The sequence below is a fragment of the Sphingopyxis sp. OPL5 genome (assembly GCF_003797775.2).
GTDB lineage: Bacteria > Pseudomonadota > Alphaproteobacteria > Sphingomonadales > Sphingomonadaceae > Sphingopyxis.
The window spans coordinates 203,461-219,023 of the sequence record NZ_CP060725.1 but is presented as its reverse complement, the minus strand read 5'-3'; the positions used below and the strand labels follow the sequence as shown (position 1 = coordinate 219,023).

Genomic DNA, 15,563 nt, shown 5'->3' with positions numbered 1-15,563 from the left:
GGTGAAGGAGAGGTCGCTCAATCCTGCCCGGCGATCTTGATATCCTTGCCCAGCAACGTCTTCACATAGACCCGCTGCACCATCACATAGACCACCACGGTCAGCGGCGCCGCGAGCAGCACGCCGAGGAAGCCGAACAATATGCCCGCCGCGACCACCGCGAACAGCAGCACCGCGGGCGGCACGTCGACCGCCTGTTTCTGGATCATCGGCTGCAGGAAATTGCCCTGCAGTTGCTGGATCACGAGGAACAGGACAAGCGTCCACAGCGCGGTCATCGGCGACACGGTGAACGCCAGCAGCACCGCGGGGATGCCCGCGATGATCGGCCCGACCATCGGGATGACGTCGAGCAGGCCGGCGATCAGCCCGAGCCCGCCCGCTGCCGGCACGCCGAGCAGCGCCAGCCCCGCCCATGTCAGCGCGGCGACGACCAGCGACGACACCGCCTGGCCGACCATCCAGCCTTTCAGTCCGCGCGCGGCGTCGCCGAGCGCGAGCGATGCGGTCTCCTCGGCGCTGGCGGGCATCAGCAGCAACAGCCCGCGGCGATAGGTCGCGGGATCGCCGGCAAGGAAGATCGCCGCGACGAGCACCAGCACGAAGTCGGCGATGCCGCTCCCCGCCGCCAGCGCATAGCCCCCGGCCTGCGAGGCGAGGCGCGAGATGTCGTCGCTGCCCACCGCGGCCAGCTCGCGCACCCGCTGCCCCAGCCCGTACCGGTCGAGAAACGCCTCGACGCCGCGCAGCGCCTGCGGAATCTGTTCGCGGATCGTATCGACCTCGCGGGCGAGCTGCGATCCGAACAGCATGAAGGCCCCGGCAAAGATCGCGACGATCCCCGCGACCGACAGCGCGAGCGCGAAGCCGCGCTTCATCCCGGTGCGGCGGACGATCCAACTGGCGATCGCATCGAAGATCGCGCCGAGCACGACCGCCGCAAAGACGAGCATGAAGAATCGCGTCAGGCTGATCATCAGCCACGCGACCGCGATCAGCGCGAGGACGATCAGCGCCGCGCCGGCGATCCGGCCGGGGCCGAAAGGCGCCGCCGCTTCGCTCTTGGCGCGGGGTTTGGCGGAGGACGCGCGGACGGGCGGGGGCTTGTCGGTCATCGCGGCACCTTATCGGCAGCATTCGAGCGCGCAACCGTCCGCTTGTCATCTTTCGCGCTGGACGCGGACGGTCCTTTTGTGGCAACGGCTCCGCGTCCACGGGCCCCTGTGGTGAAATTGGTAGACGCGCTCGACTCAAAATTGCGTTTAGCCTAAAAAAGTAAGCCAAAAACCACGCAAAACCAATAGTTTGAGCAAGGACGAGACCTCCAAAAAGACTTACACATGTCTTACACATTTTGGAGTTCTCGCAATGCCGACAGAAAGCCATCTGCTGATGGATGGGGCGCTGCACGTCTATCGGCGTGAGAACAGCCGCTACTGGCAATGCTCGACATATCTTGGCAGCCGCAACTACCGGCAGACGACCAAGGAGGTCAGCCTTGCTGCCGCCAAGGATTTCGCGCGCGACTGGTATATGGAGCGTTGCGTCGAGGATCGCCAACGCCGACGTGGTGGTGTTGCCTTGCTGGACGGCACCGTCCAGCCCCCGATCGCCGGAACCGGCGCGCCGACCGATGGTCGGCGTCGGCGAACGCCTACTGGCCCCAGCTTCAAGGATGCCGCAGATGCTTTCACCAGCGAGTTCGAGCTAATCACGCTGGGCGAACGCAACGCGGAATATGTGGCATCGAAGTCAGATCACATCCGCGTTCACCTGTTACCCTTCTTTGGCGATACCGCGCTTGAGGACATAACGGCCGGCAAAGTGCAGGAGTATCGGGCGCACCGTCAGACATCGAGGGTCGATCCCAAAACCGGCAAGCCGAAGAAGCCAGCACGCGCGACCTTGCACGGCGAGATCGTCACGCTTCGGCAGGTTTTGAAAACCGCCAACCGCAAGGGCTGGATTGCGGCAATCCCGGATATGTCAGCTCCCTACAAGACGTCCGGCAAGGTGGAGCACCGCGCGTGGTTTTCGCCCGAGGAATACAAGATGCTTTATGAGGCCACGCGCGAGCGGGCGAAGAATCCGCCCAAGCCACGCTGGCGTGAGGTCTGCGAGAACTTCCACGATTATGTTCTTTTCATGGGTAACACGGGGCTTCGGCCCGATGAGTCCGCACGACTTGAACTGCGCGACGTCAAGATTGTTGACGACGAATCGACCGGCGAACGCATCCTCGAGATCGAGGTGCGCGGCAAGCGCGGTGTTGGTTTTTGCAAGTCGATGCCAGGTGCGATCCTGCCCTTCGAGCGCGTCCGCAAGCGCAAGCAGCTCAAACCGACCGACCGTATATTCGGAAAGTCGCCACGCGAGTTGATGAACACGGTCCTCGACGAGCTGAATCTGAAGTTCGACCGCGATGGTCACATCCGCACCTGCTACAGCCTGCGGCACACCTATATCTGTCTGCGATTGCTCGAAGGCGCGGACATTTATCAGGTCGCCAAGAACTGCCGCACCAGTGTCGAGATGATCGAGAAGTTTTACGGGCGGCATTTGAAAAACAACATCGACGCATCCGCCGTCAATGTTCGCAAGACTAAACCGCCGAAAGTCGCTGCCCGAAAGAAGGCCTCGATGCCAGCAACCTAAGCCAAATAGCTGATGTTTGCCGTTGCGTGTTTTGATGGCGGCGCTATAGGCGTCTCGCAACGCGGGCGTGGTGGAATTGGTAGACGCGCGGGATTCAAAATCCCGTTCCGCAAGGAGTGTGGGTTCGATTCCCACCGCCCGCACCATCCAAGATTGCAGGCTCTGAAAAGTCCACCGCACGGGGGACAGGAGCCTGCATCAGCGGACGCCCCAGGGTCGCACGGCCCGCGCTCCGCTGCGCGAAATGACAATCGAACGCTATTGTCATGCTGGCACTTGGTAGCCCGTCCGGGATGCGGCCATCGCCACAGATTGATCCCGCGAAGTGACAACGTGCCTTTGGTGATTGATTGGGTATGGCTTTATCAATCATAATTGGGCTATGTTGTGATGGATAGAAAGGTGACCTATCGATCATGCGCTGGAATTGGCAACTTCCCGATTGGCCTGATTTCCGCTTCGATGCGGAACGCATCCGCGCGTCCGAGGAGCAGTTCCTGAAAGGCTCCGGCGTCGTCATTGGTGCGCTCCACCACTTGGACGCCGATGAGCGCGATGTCCTGACAATCGAAGTCATCTCCCAGGAGGTTGTCGATAGCTCGGCTATTGAGGGCGAGATCCTTGACCGCGCCAGCGTTCAGTCATCGCTCGCACGGCATTTGGGATTTGCTGCCGACCAGCGCCGTGCAAGCGCGGCGGAAACCGGTGCCGCCGAACTCATGGCCGATGTCTATCGCAGCCATGCTGCGCCGCTCGATGATCGGACACTGTTCGCATGGCACGCCATGCTAATGAACGGGCGTCGAGACATTGCCGATGTCGGGCGCTACCGGACGCACGAAGATGCCATGCAGATCGTTTCGGGCGCACTTCATGCGCCGCGTGTGCATTTCGAGGCTCCGCCCTCGGAGACCATCCCGATGGAAATGTCTCGATTCATAGCATGGTTCAACGACAGCGCACCGTGGTCACCAAACCCATTCCCCGCAATCACCCGTGCGGCCATTTCGCACCTGTGGTTCGAGAGCATCCATCCCTTTGAAGACGGCAATGGCCGGATCGGGCGCGCCATTGCCGAAAAGGCATTGGCCCAAAGCCTCGCCGCCCCGACACTGACGGCGCTCTCGGAAACGATCCATCGCCACCGTAAAGCCTATTACGCCGCGCTCCAGCTTGGCAGCCAGAGCAACGACATCAATGCTTGGCTGACGTGGTTTGCCGATATTGTCATCGAGGCACAGGGGCGGACGATCACCCGCATCCGCTTCCTGATCGATAAGACGAGGCTGCTTGATCGCTTGCGCAGCGAGATTAACGAACGGCAGGAAAAGGCGCTTCTTCGCATGTTCCGCGAAGGGCCGGATGGGTTCGCGGGCGGTTTGAGTGCCGGAAATTACCGGACAATCACTGGGGCCGGTCTTGCCACCGCGACACGCGATTTGAACGACCTGATCGAGAAAGGTGCGCTCATCCGCACCGGCGAGCGTCGCTATGCGCGCTATTTTCTGAAGAGCAGCTAGGATGCGAGGAATGGCGCCGAAGGCTCGGAACTCGGTCACATTCGCGTCGTCGTCCTCTAGTACTCAACATTCTCTGGGCGATACTTTGCCGGCCTATATACTACGATGTGCCGCAGTCGCCTTCGCGCCGGTCAATCCGCGTGCGGATCATCGATTAGTGCGAAGTGAAAGACCGCCAGCCCGGCTCCCACGATCACGCCGCGGCAAACAAACCCACCTTGGCGGGCGACAGCAAGCTCGCCAGTCGCTGCACGACCGCCGCCTCGCCCGGCAAAAGATCGACGCTCGCTATCCGCAGTCGTTCATCGCCCTCCATCATCCCGTAACCTGCTTCCAATGCCTCAACGCCAAGGCCTGCATGATGAGGATAGAGCAACATCACGTCTCGGCACTGGTATAGCCGGGCGTAAGCCATCATCTGATAGACATCCGACTGCGATACGCCGCGCTTTTTGTCTTCGGGATTTCGGCCAATCAGCTTCCATTTGGTGTCAATGACCATCACGGCTTGGCCATCGCGTTTGATGAGTATGTCGGGCGTTGTCTGGAAGCGTTCCCTTCCGCCGTCGCCCTCTTCCATCAAGCAATAGCGCAATCCCCCCTGCGAGTGGACCGTCAAATCGCTTCCCCGCACCGCCCGTCGGGCGAGAGCAGCGACATAGGCCTCGAACAGATCATTCATGGCGAACAGCAAAGTGATTCCTTGGCCCGCCTTCGCATCATGGTTGGTTCGTTGCCATTCGCGCTTCAGGAATAGCTTTGCCAGCCCGTACAGCGTCTCCCAGCGACGATTGGTCCGGTCTATGCGTACCTGCGCCCATGGCAGAGCACTGACTGGAACGTCGCTCACCTCGGCCAGTGGAAATCGCAACTCATCGAGACGGCGCTGCGTCTCCAGCACGCGGGCGTGGCGGCGCAACATCAGGACGCAGGCCTTCATGACGCGCAGCAACGGCGTGTCCGGCATCAATGTATCGAACCGGCAGGCTAGCCGGTCAGGCCGCACCGCATTGTGAGTGAACTGGCGGATGACATCGAGCCGCCCGCGCAACGCGGCAAGATTCTCCTCTTGCGTCAGATAGGCGCGGGGTAGACCGCGCCTAGCTTCGGCCAGTAGGCGGTCTGCGAACAGGCGGATCAAGATGTCGAGCAACGTCTCCTTCTGACGCGCCATCGCCAGCGCCTGTCCGTCACCGAGTTTAAGTCCAAGGGCGACATCAAGCATGGTGACGAGGCGCGCGCGGATCGTTTCATCGTTCTCATTCGCCGTAGCATCGATCTTGGGCAATATCTCGAGACTGGAGCCGGGCGCGGCAATCACGCCGACAACCTGCTGCGCCCACATGTCGCTGTAACGGTCTACAAGGATATTGGTCCCGGACCGGTTGGCCAGTGGGTGCGACCGAGCGGCCAGAAAGAGGGCGTTCGCCTGGCTGCGGGCAAAGGTTTTTTCAGGCCCCGGGCCGCTACCATTGTGCACGCCGACGCTGCCCCATTCATGGACGGTCAGATGCGTCATGGGTGAACCCGGTCTACAGGTAAATCAGGGGGCAGTTGACTCGCCAGGGACTCGATCACTCGCCGGTGTCCACCGAAACGCTAGCACTCTTGCCGATCAACAGAGCATACGCGTCGTCTGGAAAGCCGCTGCGGCCATCAGGCTGGTTTTCCAATCGCACGGACCAGCTCTTGCGATCTTCACCCTCGCCAAGTGGGCATTTAAGAGTAACGGAGCCGATGAACCCGTCGCCAAGGACCCCATGGATGCGGCTCCAGTCCTCGAAGAAATATTCCTGCAAAAGCGGAATAACCTTGTCGCGCATGGCGGCGTGAACCTGTTCAGCCGCATTGCAACCAATGAAAAACGCATGACCGATGCGGTGCTCGCGGTCGATCAGATACTCGATGCGCTGGTTGATGGTGGTGAGCACGGCCTTTAGGTCAATCCCATCGACCACGCCTAGCAAACCCGGCTCCGGTGCCATTTCCCGGAAATTGAACCGCCTCCGCAACGCTGTGTCCAGCAACGCGATAGATCGATCAGCAGTGTTCATCGTGCCGATGATGTGCAGGTTGGCCGGGACACCAAAATCCCGCTTTTTCGAATATGGAAGCGTCAACGTCAGCTCATTGGTCATACCGAGCCGCTTGTCAGGTTCGATGAGCGTGATGAGTTCGCCGAAAACCTTCGAAATATTGGCGCGGTTGATTTCATCTATAATGAGAACGAACTGGTCAGGAATGCCGTCACTCACTGCCTCTCCGCCGCTATTTTTATCAATGTCGCCAGCAATCAACCGGCCAAGGGCGGGCAGATTTACGCGCTTAGATTGCAACGAGTACAGCGTCCGCATGGTGAAATTGCCATCGACGATCGTGTCTAGCGGCAACGGTTCGTCTAAGGTCAACAGCCAGCGAACATCGCGGCGATGCGAGTAGTAACCCTCAGTCGAAGGTTCAAAACGATAGTCTCCAGTAACCTCGGCAATCGCGCGGAAGGCGGTGTTGCCATAGGGCACTATGACAATGTCACCGATCTGCATTTCGCAGCGGAACGGCCAAGTCTGCGTCCAATTGCTGGGCGTCGTATCATCGGGGTTTCGTGCAAGCCATTCGGCCTTAATCGCATCAAAGGTGGAGAACCGTTCATCGCTCCAATCGATAGCGCCACCCCAACCAAGAGTTATGTAACTGTTGGCCACGGCTGAGTCATAGACGTCATCCTCGGTGCCGATTGCACCTTGTCCCATCTTCCAAAAGCGGCGACCGGAGAAATCATAGCCACTTTCGGCAGCCGAAGGTGCTGTCCGGGTTCGGGCCTGGTCGGCCAGGGCGCAGATTTCGCGAAAGATTCCAGCGCGAGCTTCAAGCCGGAAACCTGCAGAACCGCCTTCGTTCTCGCCAGTTTCCGGGCGCAGACCTTCGACGAAGGTTTCATAGTCGTAGTTCTGGTGAAACGTCACAAAGGCGATTCGCTTTTCCGCGACCAGTTCATTGTATCTCGTCATCAAGGCCTCTCGGCCTTCCTTCGTTTCCGGATAGTCCGCAGTGCCATCGCAAAGCGCCACTGCCTCCAGCGTCGTGCGATAGGTTTTGCCGGTGCCCGGAGGACCATAAAGGATGAGATTGGTTGGAGAATTCATTGCGACAGCCTTTGAGTCCGAACTAGCCGTAAGGGCGAAGCGATAGGTCATATTACCGCCACGCCCGCTATCCGGTCCTGATATGATTTCCGGCTTGGACAGTCCGGTCATGTCCCGCAGCTTCTTGCCCTCAATCGCCTGACATACGTTCGGCAACTGGTTGGAAAGCCCGAGCTCTTTGTGAATATCGCCAGCCCGAATTGTAACGGTCGCATCGTTGCGCCGTTTTGCTGGTTCGATATGATTGGCGATCAGATATTTGCGGATGCGATCAGCCTGCACCTCATCGCCGCCTGGCCGTCGCCTACTTTCAATCTCATAACCCGATCGGACAAATTCCGAATGGATTGGACCGCCCTCCGCATCGCCGAAGGTGTCGCGCTGGCCCTTCACGGTGATGTCTGGGTTGCCGGAAATTGAGCTATAGGCAACAAGGAAGATTGCCTTTGCCGGATAGCGTGCCTCTTCACCGGGGCGGAAAACAACATAGTCGAAATTGGTCGCAAATCCGTATTTCTTCATGAAATCACTGGCGCTCAGGTCATACGCCTTCATCGCCGCCTCAACGGATTCTCGGGTCAGTTCCAGTGCGTCTTCGCCATCGGCTGGCTCATTGTTAGCACCGTAGTTAGGGTCGCGGCCTTCGAGAAAATAGCCATATTGTTTCAGGGCAGCGATCATGTTTGAGAGCTGCCCACTCGGCTCGTCTGCTTGTGGAACTACCGATCTTATGACTGAAAGATCGGCAGATTGATCGTTTTTCAGTTCGGACAATCGAGCGATCAGCGATTCCCAAAGGCCGTCTTCAAAAACCAATTCCAGCGTGGCTTGCTCGAAACCTAGCCCCTTCAAGCCACGCTCTGCACGCATGCTGCGGCGAACGCGATTGTCCTTGGCTTTCTTCGTCAGCGGGATTCCCTTCCAGAGCCGCTTGCCCAACCATTCTCGAAATTCAGGCTCGCGCATTCTTGTCCTTCTCCGTCACTCTTCGCAGACAATTTCGCCGGGCTTTCCGTCTATCCAAGGCACGGCGCAATCACGCGCCTTGGCGTGGGCGGCGTCGAGGGCTGGCCCCATGCACAGGATTTCGGTGATCCGTCGCGCGGTTTTGGCGAAGTGGAGGGCTTCTTCGCCAGTCAATGGGCGACCCAGCACGGCGGCCTCGCGGTAAGACAGCCATTTTTTGAGCACCTGATAGCCGCCAAGCGCATAGGCCCAGACTTTTGCCGGAACCCCCTCCCACTTCGCATCGGCGTTGATGTGCACATCCACCGCCTGTTCGCCTATCAGGGCGAGCAGCGCAGGGCGATCAAGCCCATGTCGCGCAGCGAGTACGTCCAGCGCGTCGCGCTCCGCATCGGTCCAAGCGCGGATCGTGGCATTACCGTCGCCGGGCATCACTATGCGGCTGCCATTCTTATTGATTTGCACACTGCCCCAGTCCATAGCCAGCTGGAAATCCTTGCCCTTGGGCAACGCGATGACAGCAAGGCCACCTTTCAATGAGCCGCTGCTGACCCCGGCAACATCGCATTCGGCATCGAGTAGCGCCGCGACCTTTTCACCAAGTTGCGCCGACGCCGTGAGCACATCCGGTTTTCCAGCCAGCGGCACGCGCGGCCAATCCATGCGAAGAGCACCAGCATTGGCCTTGCCGTAGCTTGGCGCGTGCAGGGTGGCGACAATGTGGTTGAACAATTCATCTGCCGAATGACCCTGTTCCTTGAGCCATGTCAGCATTGTAGGGACAAAATTGTAGCGCAGTTCGCCTGTCGAGGCATCAACAGTGCGCCGCGGGAAATTGGTCGATCCACGATCAATCAGATCGAGGCAAGCATAAGCCGAATTAACCTGAGAGGATTGCCAGTCGCCTCTAGGCTTCTGTTGCGCTGATAGTGCCGGTTCATCGTCTGCGACTTGAGAGAGATAATCTGCCCGCTCACGATCCAGCAGCTTTTCATCAGGGTCCCAATACAGCCATCGCACATCAAACGGACGATATGCATAACGAGTTACACGTCCCGCTCTAACCGGTGGCTCATTGTCTTTCGTGGCTCGCGCATCTTCGTTGGCATGGCGCGCGACCAATGCTGCCCGAACTTTTGGTCCATTGAATCCACCTTGCGATTTCGCAACAGTGGGATGGGCCTTCGCCAGATCGGCATCACTGACCTTCGGATCGAAGTAGCGCGCAAGGCGCTTTTCGAGTGCATCGCGATCAATATCCACGAGGAACTCATCGCGGCTCGTTTTGACTCCGGGAAATCCGACTGGCAGCAATTCTGGGAGAAGAGGCCACCTGAGATACCCTTTGTCAAAGACAACCGGCTCGAACGGTAAGCGAAGCTTCAGTTCTGGCCGGATTTGACTGTAGATGGTGGAAGCGTCAGTCTCCGCAGTTGCAGCCAGCGTTTCACGCTTTGCAGTCCCCCATAAGTGCCGGAAAGCGATTGTCTCGGAACGCTTGTGAACCTTTTTGCGTACCAAAGTTGCTATTGCAGTGCCGACCTGAATGCCAGCCGGATTGGCAGGTGTCGAAAAGATCGACGGATCGGGCAGCCCCTCGGGCGTGGTCTTACCGGTCTTGTATTTGTCGCCGTTTAGACAATCAATCGCGATGCTGTCGAACATCTCCAGATAGCGTTCGCGCATGCCGGGAAAGCTCAGGCTGTCCAACCAGCTGTAGTTGGAAATGAAGGAGATTACGCCTTCGCCGGTCTTTTCCGCAATCCGCCGTTCGGCCATTCGGAAGAAGCGAACATAGAGTTCGTTCAGGCCCTGCCCTTGCGGGCCTGCGACCTTTTTGACCTTGCGATATTCGCTAGTCAGTGCGCGTTCTTCGGCATTGTCCGCAATACCGGCATAGCCATCATAAGGTGGGTTGCCGAGGATCACTAAGATGGGCGTTGCCTGCTTGACCGCATCGGCAGAGGCGCGTTCCGCTTCAAGTTCCGGGAAGGGCAGCGGCTTGTTGGTGTGCGGTTCCCACCCGGTCAGCGCGTTGGTCAAATAAATGGCGGGCCGCGTGTTTTCCGCAAGTGGCGCATCCATGTTCGCCAATGCCATCCCCGCTTGCATATGCGCTACGACAAAAGGTGCTGGCATGATCTCAAACCCGAACACGCGGTTGCGCGCAGCGTCCCGTAGACGGTCTGCCAAGGCATCTCCCAGGCCGTGGCTTTCTAGATTGGCGCGGATGCGGCGAAGCACGGAATTGATGAAGCCGCCCGTACCGCAACACGGATCAAGCACATAGACCCGCTCGTCGGCCAGCCCATCAGTAATCTCGAGTTCGTCCTTCAATGCGCGATCCACCCGCGCAACCATGTAATCGACGATTTCCGCGGGCGTGTACCAAACGCCGAACTGTTTGCGCAGCTTGGGGTCGAAGGCTTCGAGGAAGGGTTCGTAGAAATACTGGACCGCCTCGCCTTGATCGAAGCGCTTCAGAAATTCCGCTGCGTCGATGCGGTTGAGGGTGTTGCCGGTCCAGTCGAGCACTTCGACCAGATCGAGTTGTTTGATGTGTTGCGGAGCAGTGAGTTGCTGGAACAGCGTTTGGATGAACGGGACGTGCAGGCTCCAGCCCGCCGACCGCCAGTCGAAACGGGGCGGGTTACGCGGCGTTGCGCGCGCCCAGATCACCCAGGCCGAAAACAGCCCGTAAAACAGCGTTTGGACAAGCGTGGAGCGGAAGAAATGATCGCCCTTTTCCTCGTCGAAGGTGATCCCAAGGGCATCTTCGAGCGCGGTGCGCACCGTCTTGAGCGCCGGAAGATCGCCGGCCGCATCGACCCGCGCGAGTGCGTCGCGGGCGTAGGAAGCAAGGAACCACGCGACATCCTTGGGCTGCACCAGTGCAACATTCTGCGTGAGCGCGCGCCGGAGATATTCAACGAAGGCAAGGCCGATGGTTTTGGCGGAATTTCCCGGCGTCTGGACGAGCGACCAGAAATCGGCGGTGGTGTCAGCAAGCACGAAGGCTTCGAGCCGCGTGGCAGTGCCGTTGACGTCCGGCCCGACGAGCTGAAAGGCCCGCATATTCGTGACAAGCACAAGACTGTAAGCATCGTAATACTTCGCCAATTGCGCAGGCGTTGACTTAAACATGCTGTCATCGGCAACCGGCTTGACCTCGACCACGCCGCGTTCGGGCATCTGCCCTTTGCGCGGTTCGCCCTTCTGAACTTGGTTCGCCGCGAACAAGCCGAAGTCGGGGCTGCCCGCACCTATGTTACCTAGCTGCGAAAGCGCCAGAACCTTGGGAGACAATGAGCTGCCGACCCGCTCGAACAGCGTATGAAGCGCGGGATAGTAGGCAGTTTCCGGCGTCCCTGCGCCCAAAGCACGAACCCGACGAACGGACTCAAAGAATTCCTCAGCGATTTGAACCGGATCGTAAACCACACGCCCCCCTTTTCGCTGTGTTATATGAGGGGCAAAGGTGGAACAAGATTTACCTTGAGCCGAACCGTTTTGCATTCGCTGCCCTTCGGGCAACCCGCTCTATACGCTGGCGCGAACCAAGCCTGTAGTCTTGGCCCTTCGGGTGACGATCGGGAGCGTGGGAAAATGAGCGGGATTTTATAAGTCGCACTCTTTCCCGCGCTGCGCGCTCCTTGAGGGTGCGGAGTCTTTGGGCTGACCCGCAGGCGCTCTTGCCTCTCTCCTTGTCGTGCGAGCGCCGTCCGCGCCTTCGCTTCGACTGGCGGCGCTGCGCCGATGGCGCAACGTCCTTGTCTTCGCTCTGCTTGCCGTCACATCGCCCGTCGGCGTCGCGCCGTGCAAGGGTGCCGTTGCCTGTGCCGCGCTGCGGCCGAGGGAGGCTGATCGCCTCCGTTCATTTATGGTGCGGGAACGCCAAGGGCTTTGCCCTCTCGTTCCCAAAGCAGAATAGCCGCCCCCGAGTGGCGGTCGCTGCGCGCCCGCTGGCCCGCGCCAGGGCGTCGATTCAGCTTTCCCTCCCCCTCCCATCCTCGCCGGAAGGCAGAGCCGCATGTCGCAGCCAGTGCGGCATTCTGCCGAGGAAGGAAGGTTTCAGATGACCGATTTGCTCTTGAACTATCGTGCTTGCGGCGCGGAGTGCCGCGACGATTATTTGCGCAGTATCGCCAACGAAAATGGCTTGCCGCTCGCTTGCGTCCAGAAGATCGCCGACCGGCTTGGCGAACGCGAGGACTTCGGGGCGTTGGTCCTGATTTGTGAAGAGCGTCGGGGGCGGGTTCAGTGAGCGCCGCCGCCCCAAGGCCGATCGCCATAGCGCGCGAGCAGACCGTTCGCATCGCCCGTTTGAACGACCTTGCGCGTAGCGCGATGGGGGTTGCTTGCACTGCCGTCGCGACGGTCGGGTTCCGGTCGCTGCCCGAGGCGGACCAGTCCCGCGTCCGCGAGTTGATCGAGACCTTCGACGCCTTCGACGAGGACAATGACCCGCACGGCGAGCGCGATTTCGGGACGATCTACCAGCTTGCCGATGGGCGCTGGACGACCGAGCGCCCGCGACTGCGCGACAATGAGCGCGAACGGGTGTTCTGGAAACTCGATTATTACGACTGTGCGATGCGGTTCGCCAGCGACGACGCGGCAAACCCAGCGATCACGCGGCGCGTCCTGACCATCATGCTGTCCGATGAATATTGAGCGGAGGCAGGGCCATGAAACGCAAAGACCTTGCCAGCGTCACACCGCCCGACCCCGATCAGATCATGATGGCGGGCATCGCGCCCGTCAGCATGGGCGAACGGCTTGGCTGGCTTGCCGCGCAACCGATGCAGCCCCGCCGTGAACAGCGCCCGCTCGACATCGGGTTTTGGAACCCGATGCGCGACCAGCTTGAGATGTTCTGACTTCCCCGTTTCTAACCAATTTCAGGAGTGTTTCCGATGACCCTACAGACCGTCAAACTTTCGCAGCTTCGTTTGTCGCCGCTCAACGTGCGTCGGGTGAAGCCCAAGGCCATCGACCAGCTTGCCGCCGATATGCTGGCGCATGGTCAGTTGCAGAACCTTGTCGTTTACGCCGAAGGCAATCGTTTCGAGGTTGCCGCCGGAGGCCGACGTTACCGCGCCTTCAAGCAGCTTGAGAAGGCCAAGGCGATTTCTGCCAGCCATCCGGTCAGTGTGGACGTGCGCGACAAGGCCGAGGCAGTCGAACTGTCGCTGGCGGAAAATGTGAGCCGCGAGGATATGCACGTTGCCGATGCGGTGATCGCTTATGGCGACCTCCGTGCCGAGGGCAAATCGCCCCAGGATATTGCCGCGCGGTTCGGCGTGGCCCTGTCCTACGTCAAGAAGGTGTTGCGGCTGTCGGCATTACACCCCGATGCGCTTGCCTATCTGGCACGCGATCAGATCGGCATGGAGGCTGCACAGGCACTGACCCTGACCGATAACCACGGCCGCCAGCTTGAGGCGTTGAAGCGGTTCGGCAACAGCGCCCACCAAATCCGGCGGGTGCTGACCGAGGAGAAGATCGGCACGGGCCATGCCCTGTTCCTGTTCATCGGGCATGATGCCTATGGCGCAGCGGGCGGGACGATCACCGCCGACCTGTTTGCCGCGAATGGCGATGGGTATGCCGACAACCCCGAACTGGTCGCTACGCTGGCGACTGCGAAGATGGCCGATGTAGAAGCGGGCTATCGTGGGGAAGGCTGGAGCGATGTTCGGGCATCGCTCGAACGACCGGACGACTATTACAACCTTGTCACTGTCCATGCCGACGGGAAGCGCGAGCCGACCGAAGCCGAACAGGCCGAGCGCGCCCGTATTCAGGTAGCAGCCGACGCGCGGCTTGCCGAACTCGGTAAGGGCAACCAGTGGGGCGACAGTGTGCTCAACGGTTTGGAACGCGAAGCCCGCATCCTCGAAAACCGCCTATGCGTGTTCACCGACGCGCAGAAGGCCGACAGCGCGATGGTGCTGTTCGTCGGCAATGGCGGCAAGGTCGAGGCCAAGGCTATCCGCACCAAGCGCATTGCCAAAGGAGGCAACGGCGATGCGCCAGCGATCAAACCCGATTATTCGGGGGCGATGATCGAGACACTATCGAAGATCAAGACGTTGGCCGTGCAGGAAGCGGTTGCCACCAACCCCGCGCTTGCACTCGACATCTTGCTCGATTGTCTTGTCGGGCAGGGCATCCACGGCGAACCGTCCTATTACTCCCCGCTGTCATTGCGGCTCGAAGGGTTCAACGCTGGCGTTCCCGACGACATGATGACCTTGACCGAGATTGCATCGGTCGATGAGATCGGCGGTAGCGACTTCGCCGCACTGCCGGAGGTCAATCGGTTCGCGGCCATTCAGGCGATGGACCCTGACGTCAAGGGGCGGTTGCTGGCGTTGCTTGTTGCGCGCCAGATCAACGGCGGCGAAACGTCCGGCTCGCGCCGTGACCGTCGCCATGAGCGGTTCGATCAGATCGCGTTCGCCAGCGGCGTCGATATGGTCGCCAAGTGGCAAGCGCCGGTCGCTTTTTACGACCGGCTCAAAAAGCCTGTGATCGCCAAGATCATGACCGAGGTGCTGGGCAAGCCCGCTGCCGACAATTGCGCCAAGATGAAGAAGGGCGACCTTGCCGCTGCCGCCGCCGAGCGAATGGCAGGGCGTGGATGGCTGCCGCCAGCGCTTGTGATCGTTGAGCCGCCCGTCGAGGTAGCGCAGGAGCGCCCCGTGTTCGACGATGAAGATGATGGCGATGAGGAAGGCGAAGCCCCCGAGTTCGAGGAAGAAGACGCGGCTTGACGATCGAGAGGGCGGACCAAGTGGCCCGCCCTCATTGTCTTGTTACCGAATTTGCCTGTGCAGGAGTTCGCGCGGCCCGTCCCTGCTCGACGGGCAAAGGCCGGATGTTCCGACCGGCCTCAAATCGGCACGGCAGCTTATAGCGGCCGTGCCGATTGCGCGCGAAGGATAGCGAGCGAGCCGCTTCGCGACTAGGGGAAGGGCATGATCGACCGTCCTCAATCGCCCTGTGTTGCGGTCTGCGCGCTCGATGCGCGCGCAGAGTTTTGCACCGGCTGCGGTCGCACCATAGCCGAGATCGGCGAATGGGGCGGCGCGACTGCCGAACGGCAGTGCGCGATACTGGCCTTGTTGCCGGAGCGGATGGCGCGGCAAGCCGCTGATCAGCCGGTAGTGCTATGAGCGTAATGTCACCGCCGTCGTCGTCTCGATTATGCCCCGCCGAAAGCAATCGCCGCTGTCGATGACACCGCTGCCGTGGTGGTGACGGATCGACGGGA

The 15,563-nt window shown here is 60.1% G+C and carries 11 protein-coding genes and 1 tRNA gene; 8 read left to right on the top strand and 4 right to left on the bottom strand.

Annotation, left to right across the window (positions count from 1 at the left end; genetic code table 11):
* Positions 1-17: 17 nt before the first annotated feature.
* A complete protein-coding gene (locus EEB18_RS00990; protein ID WP_187141494.1) occupies positions 18-1,115 on the bottom strand; it encodes an AI-2E family transporter in 1,098 nt (365 codons plus the stop codon).
* A 253-nt stretch (positions 1,116-1,368) separates the two neighbouring features.
* On the opposite strand from EEB18_RS00990, the gene EEB18_RS00985 reads away from it, so the two are divergent.
* From EEB18_RS00985 to EEB18_RS00975, 3 genes are all read left to right on the top strand, one after another.
* Entirely contained in the window at positions 1,369-2,655 is a 1,287-nt protein-coding gene (locus tag EEB18_RS00985; RefSeq protein ID WP_187141495.1) for a site-specific integrase, read from the top strand.
* 61 nt (positions 2,656-2,716) lie between these two features.
* A tRNA-Leu gene (locus EEB18_RS00980) sits at positions 2,717-2,801 on the top strand.
* Between the two features lie 270 nt (positions 2,802-3,071).
* Positions 3,072-4,175: a Fic family protein gene (locus EEB18_RS00975; protein WP_187141496.1), complete on the top strand. Its 1,104-nt coding sequence runs from the start codon at positions 3,072-3,074 to the stop codon at positions 4,173-4,175.
* A gap of 193 nt (positions 4,176-4,368) precedes the next feature.
* On the opposite strand, the gene EEB18_RS00970 is transcribed toward EEB18_RS00975, so the two are convergent.
* Genes EEB18_RS00970 through EEB18_RS00960 form a run of 3 tightly spaced genes read right to left on the bottom strand, consistent with a single transcriptional unit; the run spans position 4,369 to position 11,725 of the window.
* The gene (locus EEB18_RS00970; RefSeq protein ID WP_187141497.1) at positions 4,369-5,694 is read right to left on the bottom strand and encodes an McrC family protein; all 1,326 of its coding nucleotides are present in this window, start codon (positions 5,692-5,694) and stop codon (positions 4,369-4,371) included.
* A 55-nt stretch (positions 5,695-5,749) separates the two neighbouring features.
* Complete coding sequence (locus EEB18_RS00965; protein ID WP_222943134.1) at positions 5,750-8,284, bottom strand: AAA family ATPase; 2,535 nt, start codon at positions 8,282-8,284, stop codon at positions 5,750-5,752.
* 15 nt (positions 8,285-8,299) lie between these two features.
* Positions 8,300-11,725 carry a type ISP restriction/modification enzyme gene (locus EEB18_RS00960; RefSeq protein WP_222943133.1) on the bottom strand — a complete coding sequence of 1,142 codons (3,426 nt, stop codon included), beginning with the start codon at positions 11,723-11,725 and terminating at the stop codon, positions 8,300-8,302.
* A gap of 634 nt (positions 11,726-12,359) precedes the next feature.
* On the opposite strand from EEB18_RS00960, the gene EEB18_RS00955 reads away from it, so the two are divergent.
* From EEB18_RS00955 to EEB18_RS00935, 5 genes are all read left to right on the top strand, one after another.
* Entirely contained in the window at positions 12,360-12,548 is a 189-nt protein-coding gene (locus EEB18_RS00955; protein ID WP_187141499.1) for a hypothetical protein, read from the top strand.
* Positions 12,545-12,958, top strand: coding sequence for a DUF3768 domain-containing protein (locus tag EEB18_RS00950; RefSeq protein ID WP_262408055.1), 414 nt, complete (start codon positions 12,545-12,547; stop codon positions 12,956-12,958). Before EEB18_RS00955 ends, EEB18_RS00950 begins: the two co-directional genes overlap by 4 nt.
* 14 nt (positions 12,959-12,972) lie before the next feature.
* A complete protein-coding gene (locus tag EEB18_RS00945; RefSeq protein ID WP_137751595.1) occupies positions 12,973-13,164 on the top strand; it encodes a hypothetical protein in 192 nt (63 codons plus the stop codon).
* Between the two features lie 36 nt (positions 13,165-13,200).
* Complete coding sequence (locus EEB18_RS00940) at positions 13,201-15,063, top strand: ParB/RepB/Spo0J family partition protein (RefSeq protein ID WP_187141500.1); 1,863 nt, start codon at positions 13,201-13,203, stop codon at positions 15,061-15,063.
* Between the two features lie 204 nt (positions 15,064-15,267).
* Positions 15,268-15,465 carry a DUF1289 domain-containing protein gene (locus tag EEB18_RS00935; protein WP_187141501.1) on the top strand — a complete coding sequence of 66 codons (198 nt, stop codon included), beginning with the start codon at positions 15,268-15,270 and terminating at the stop codon, positions 15,463-15,465.
* Positions 15,466-15,563: the final 98 nt, after the last annotated feature.

Excerpts from the sequence above, each read along its gene's own strand:
- EEB18_RS00965 (WP_222943134.1), bottom strand. The coding sequence starts at position 8,284 with ATGCGCGAGCCTGAATTTCGAGAATGGTTGGGCAAGCGGCTCTGGAAG.
- EEB18_RS00935 (WP_187141501.1), top strand. The coding sequence starts at position 15,268 with ATGATCGACCGTCCTCAATCGCCCTGTGTTGCGGTCTGCGCGCTCGAT.
- EEB18_RS00975 (WP_187141496.1), top strand. The coding sequence starts at position 3,072 with ATGCGCTGGAATTGGCAACTTCCCGATTGGCCTGATTTCCGCTTCGAT.
- EEB18_RS00940 (WP_187141500.1), top strand. The coding sequence starts at position 13,201 with ATGACCCTACAGACCGTCAAACTTTCGCAGCTTCGTTTGTCGCCGCTC.
- EEB18_RS00990 (WP_187141494.1), bottom strand. The coding sequence starts at position 1,115 with ATGACCGACAAGCCCCCGCCCGTCCGCGCGTCCTCCGCCAAACCCCGC.
- EEB18_RS00970 (WP_187141497.1), bottom strand. The coding sequence starts at position 5,694 with ATGACGCATCTGACCGTCCATGAATGGGGCAGCGTCGGCGTGCACAAT.
- EEB18_RS00945 (WP_137751595.1), top strand. The coding sequence starts at position 12,973 with ATGAAACGCAAAGACCTTGCCAGCGTCACACCGCCCGACCCCGATCAG.
- EEB18_RS00985 (WP_187141495.1), top strand. The coding sequence starts at position 1,369 with ATGCCGACAGAAAGCCATCTGCTGATGGATGGGGCGCTGCACGTCTAT.
- EEB18_RS00955 (WP_187141499.1), top strand. The coding sequence starts at position 12,360 with ATGACCGATTTGCTCTTGAACTATCGTGCTTGCGGCGCGGAGTGCCGC.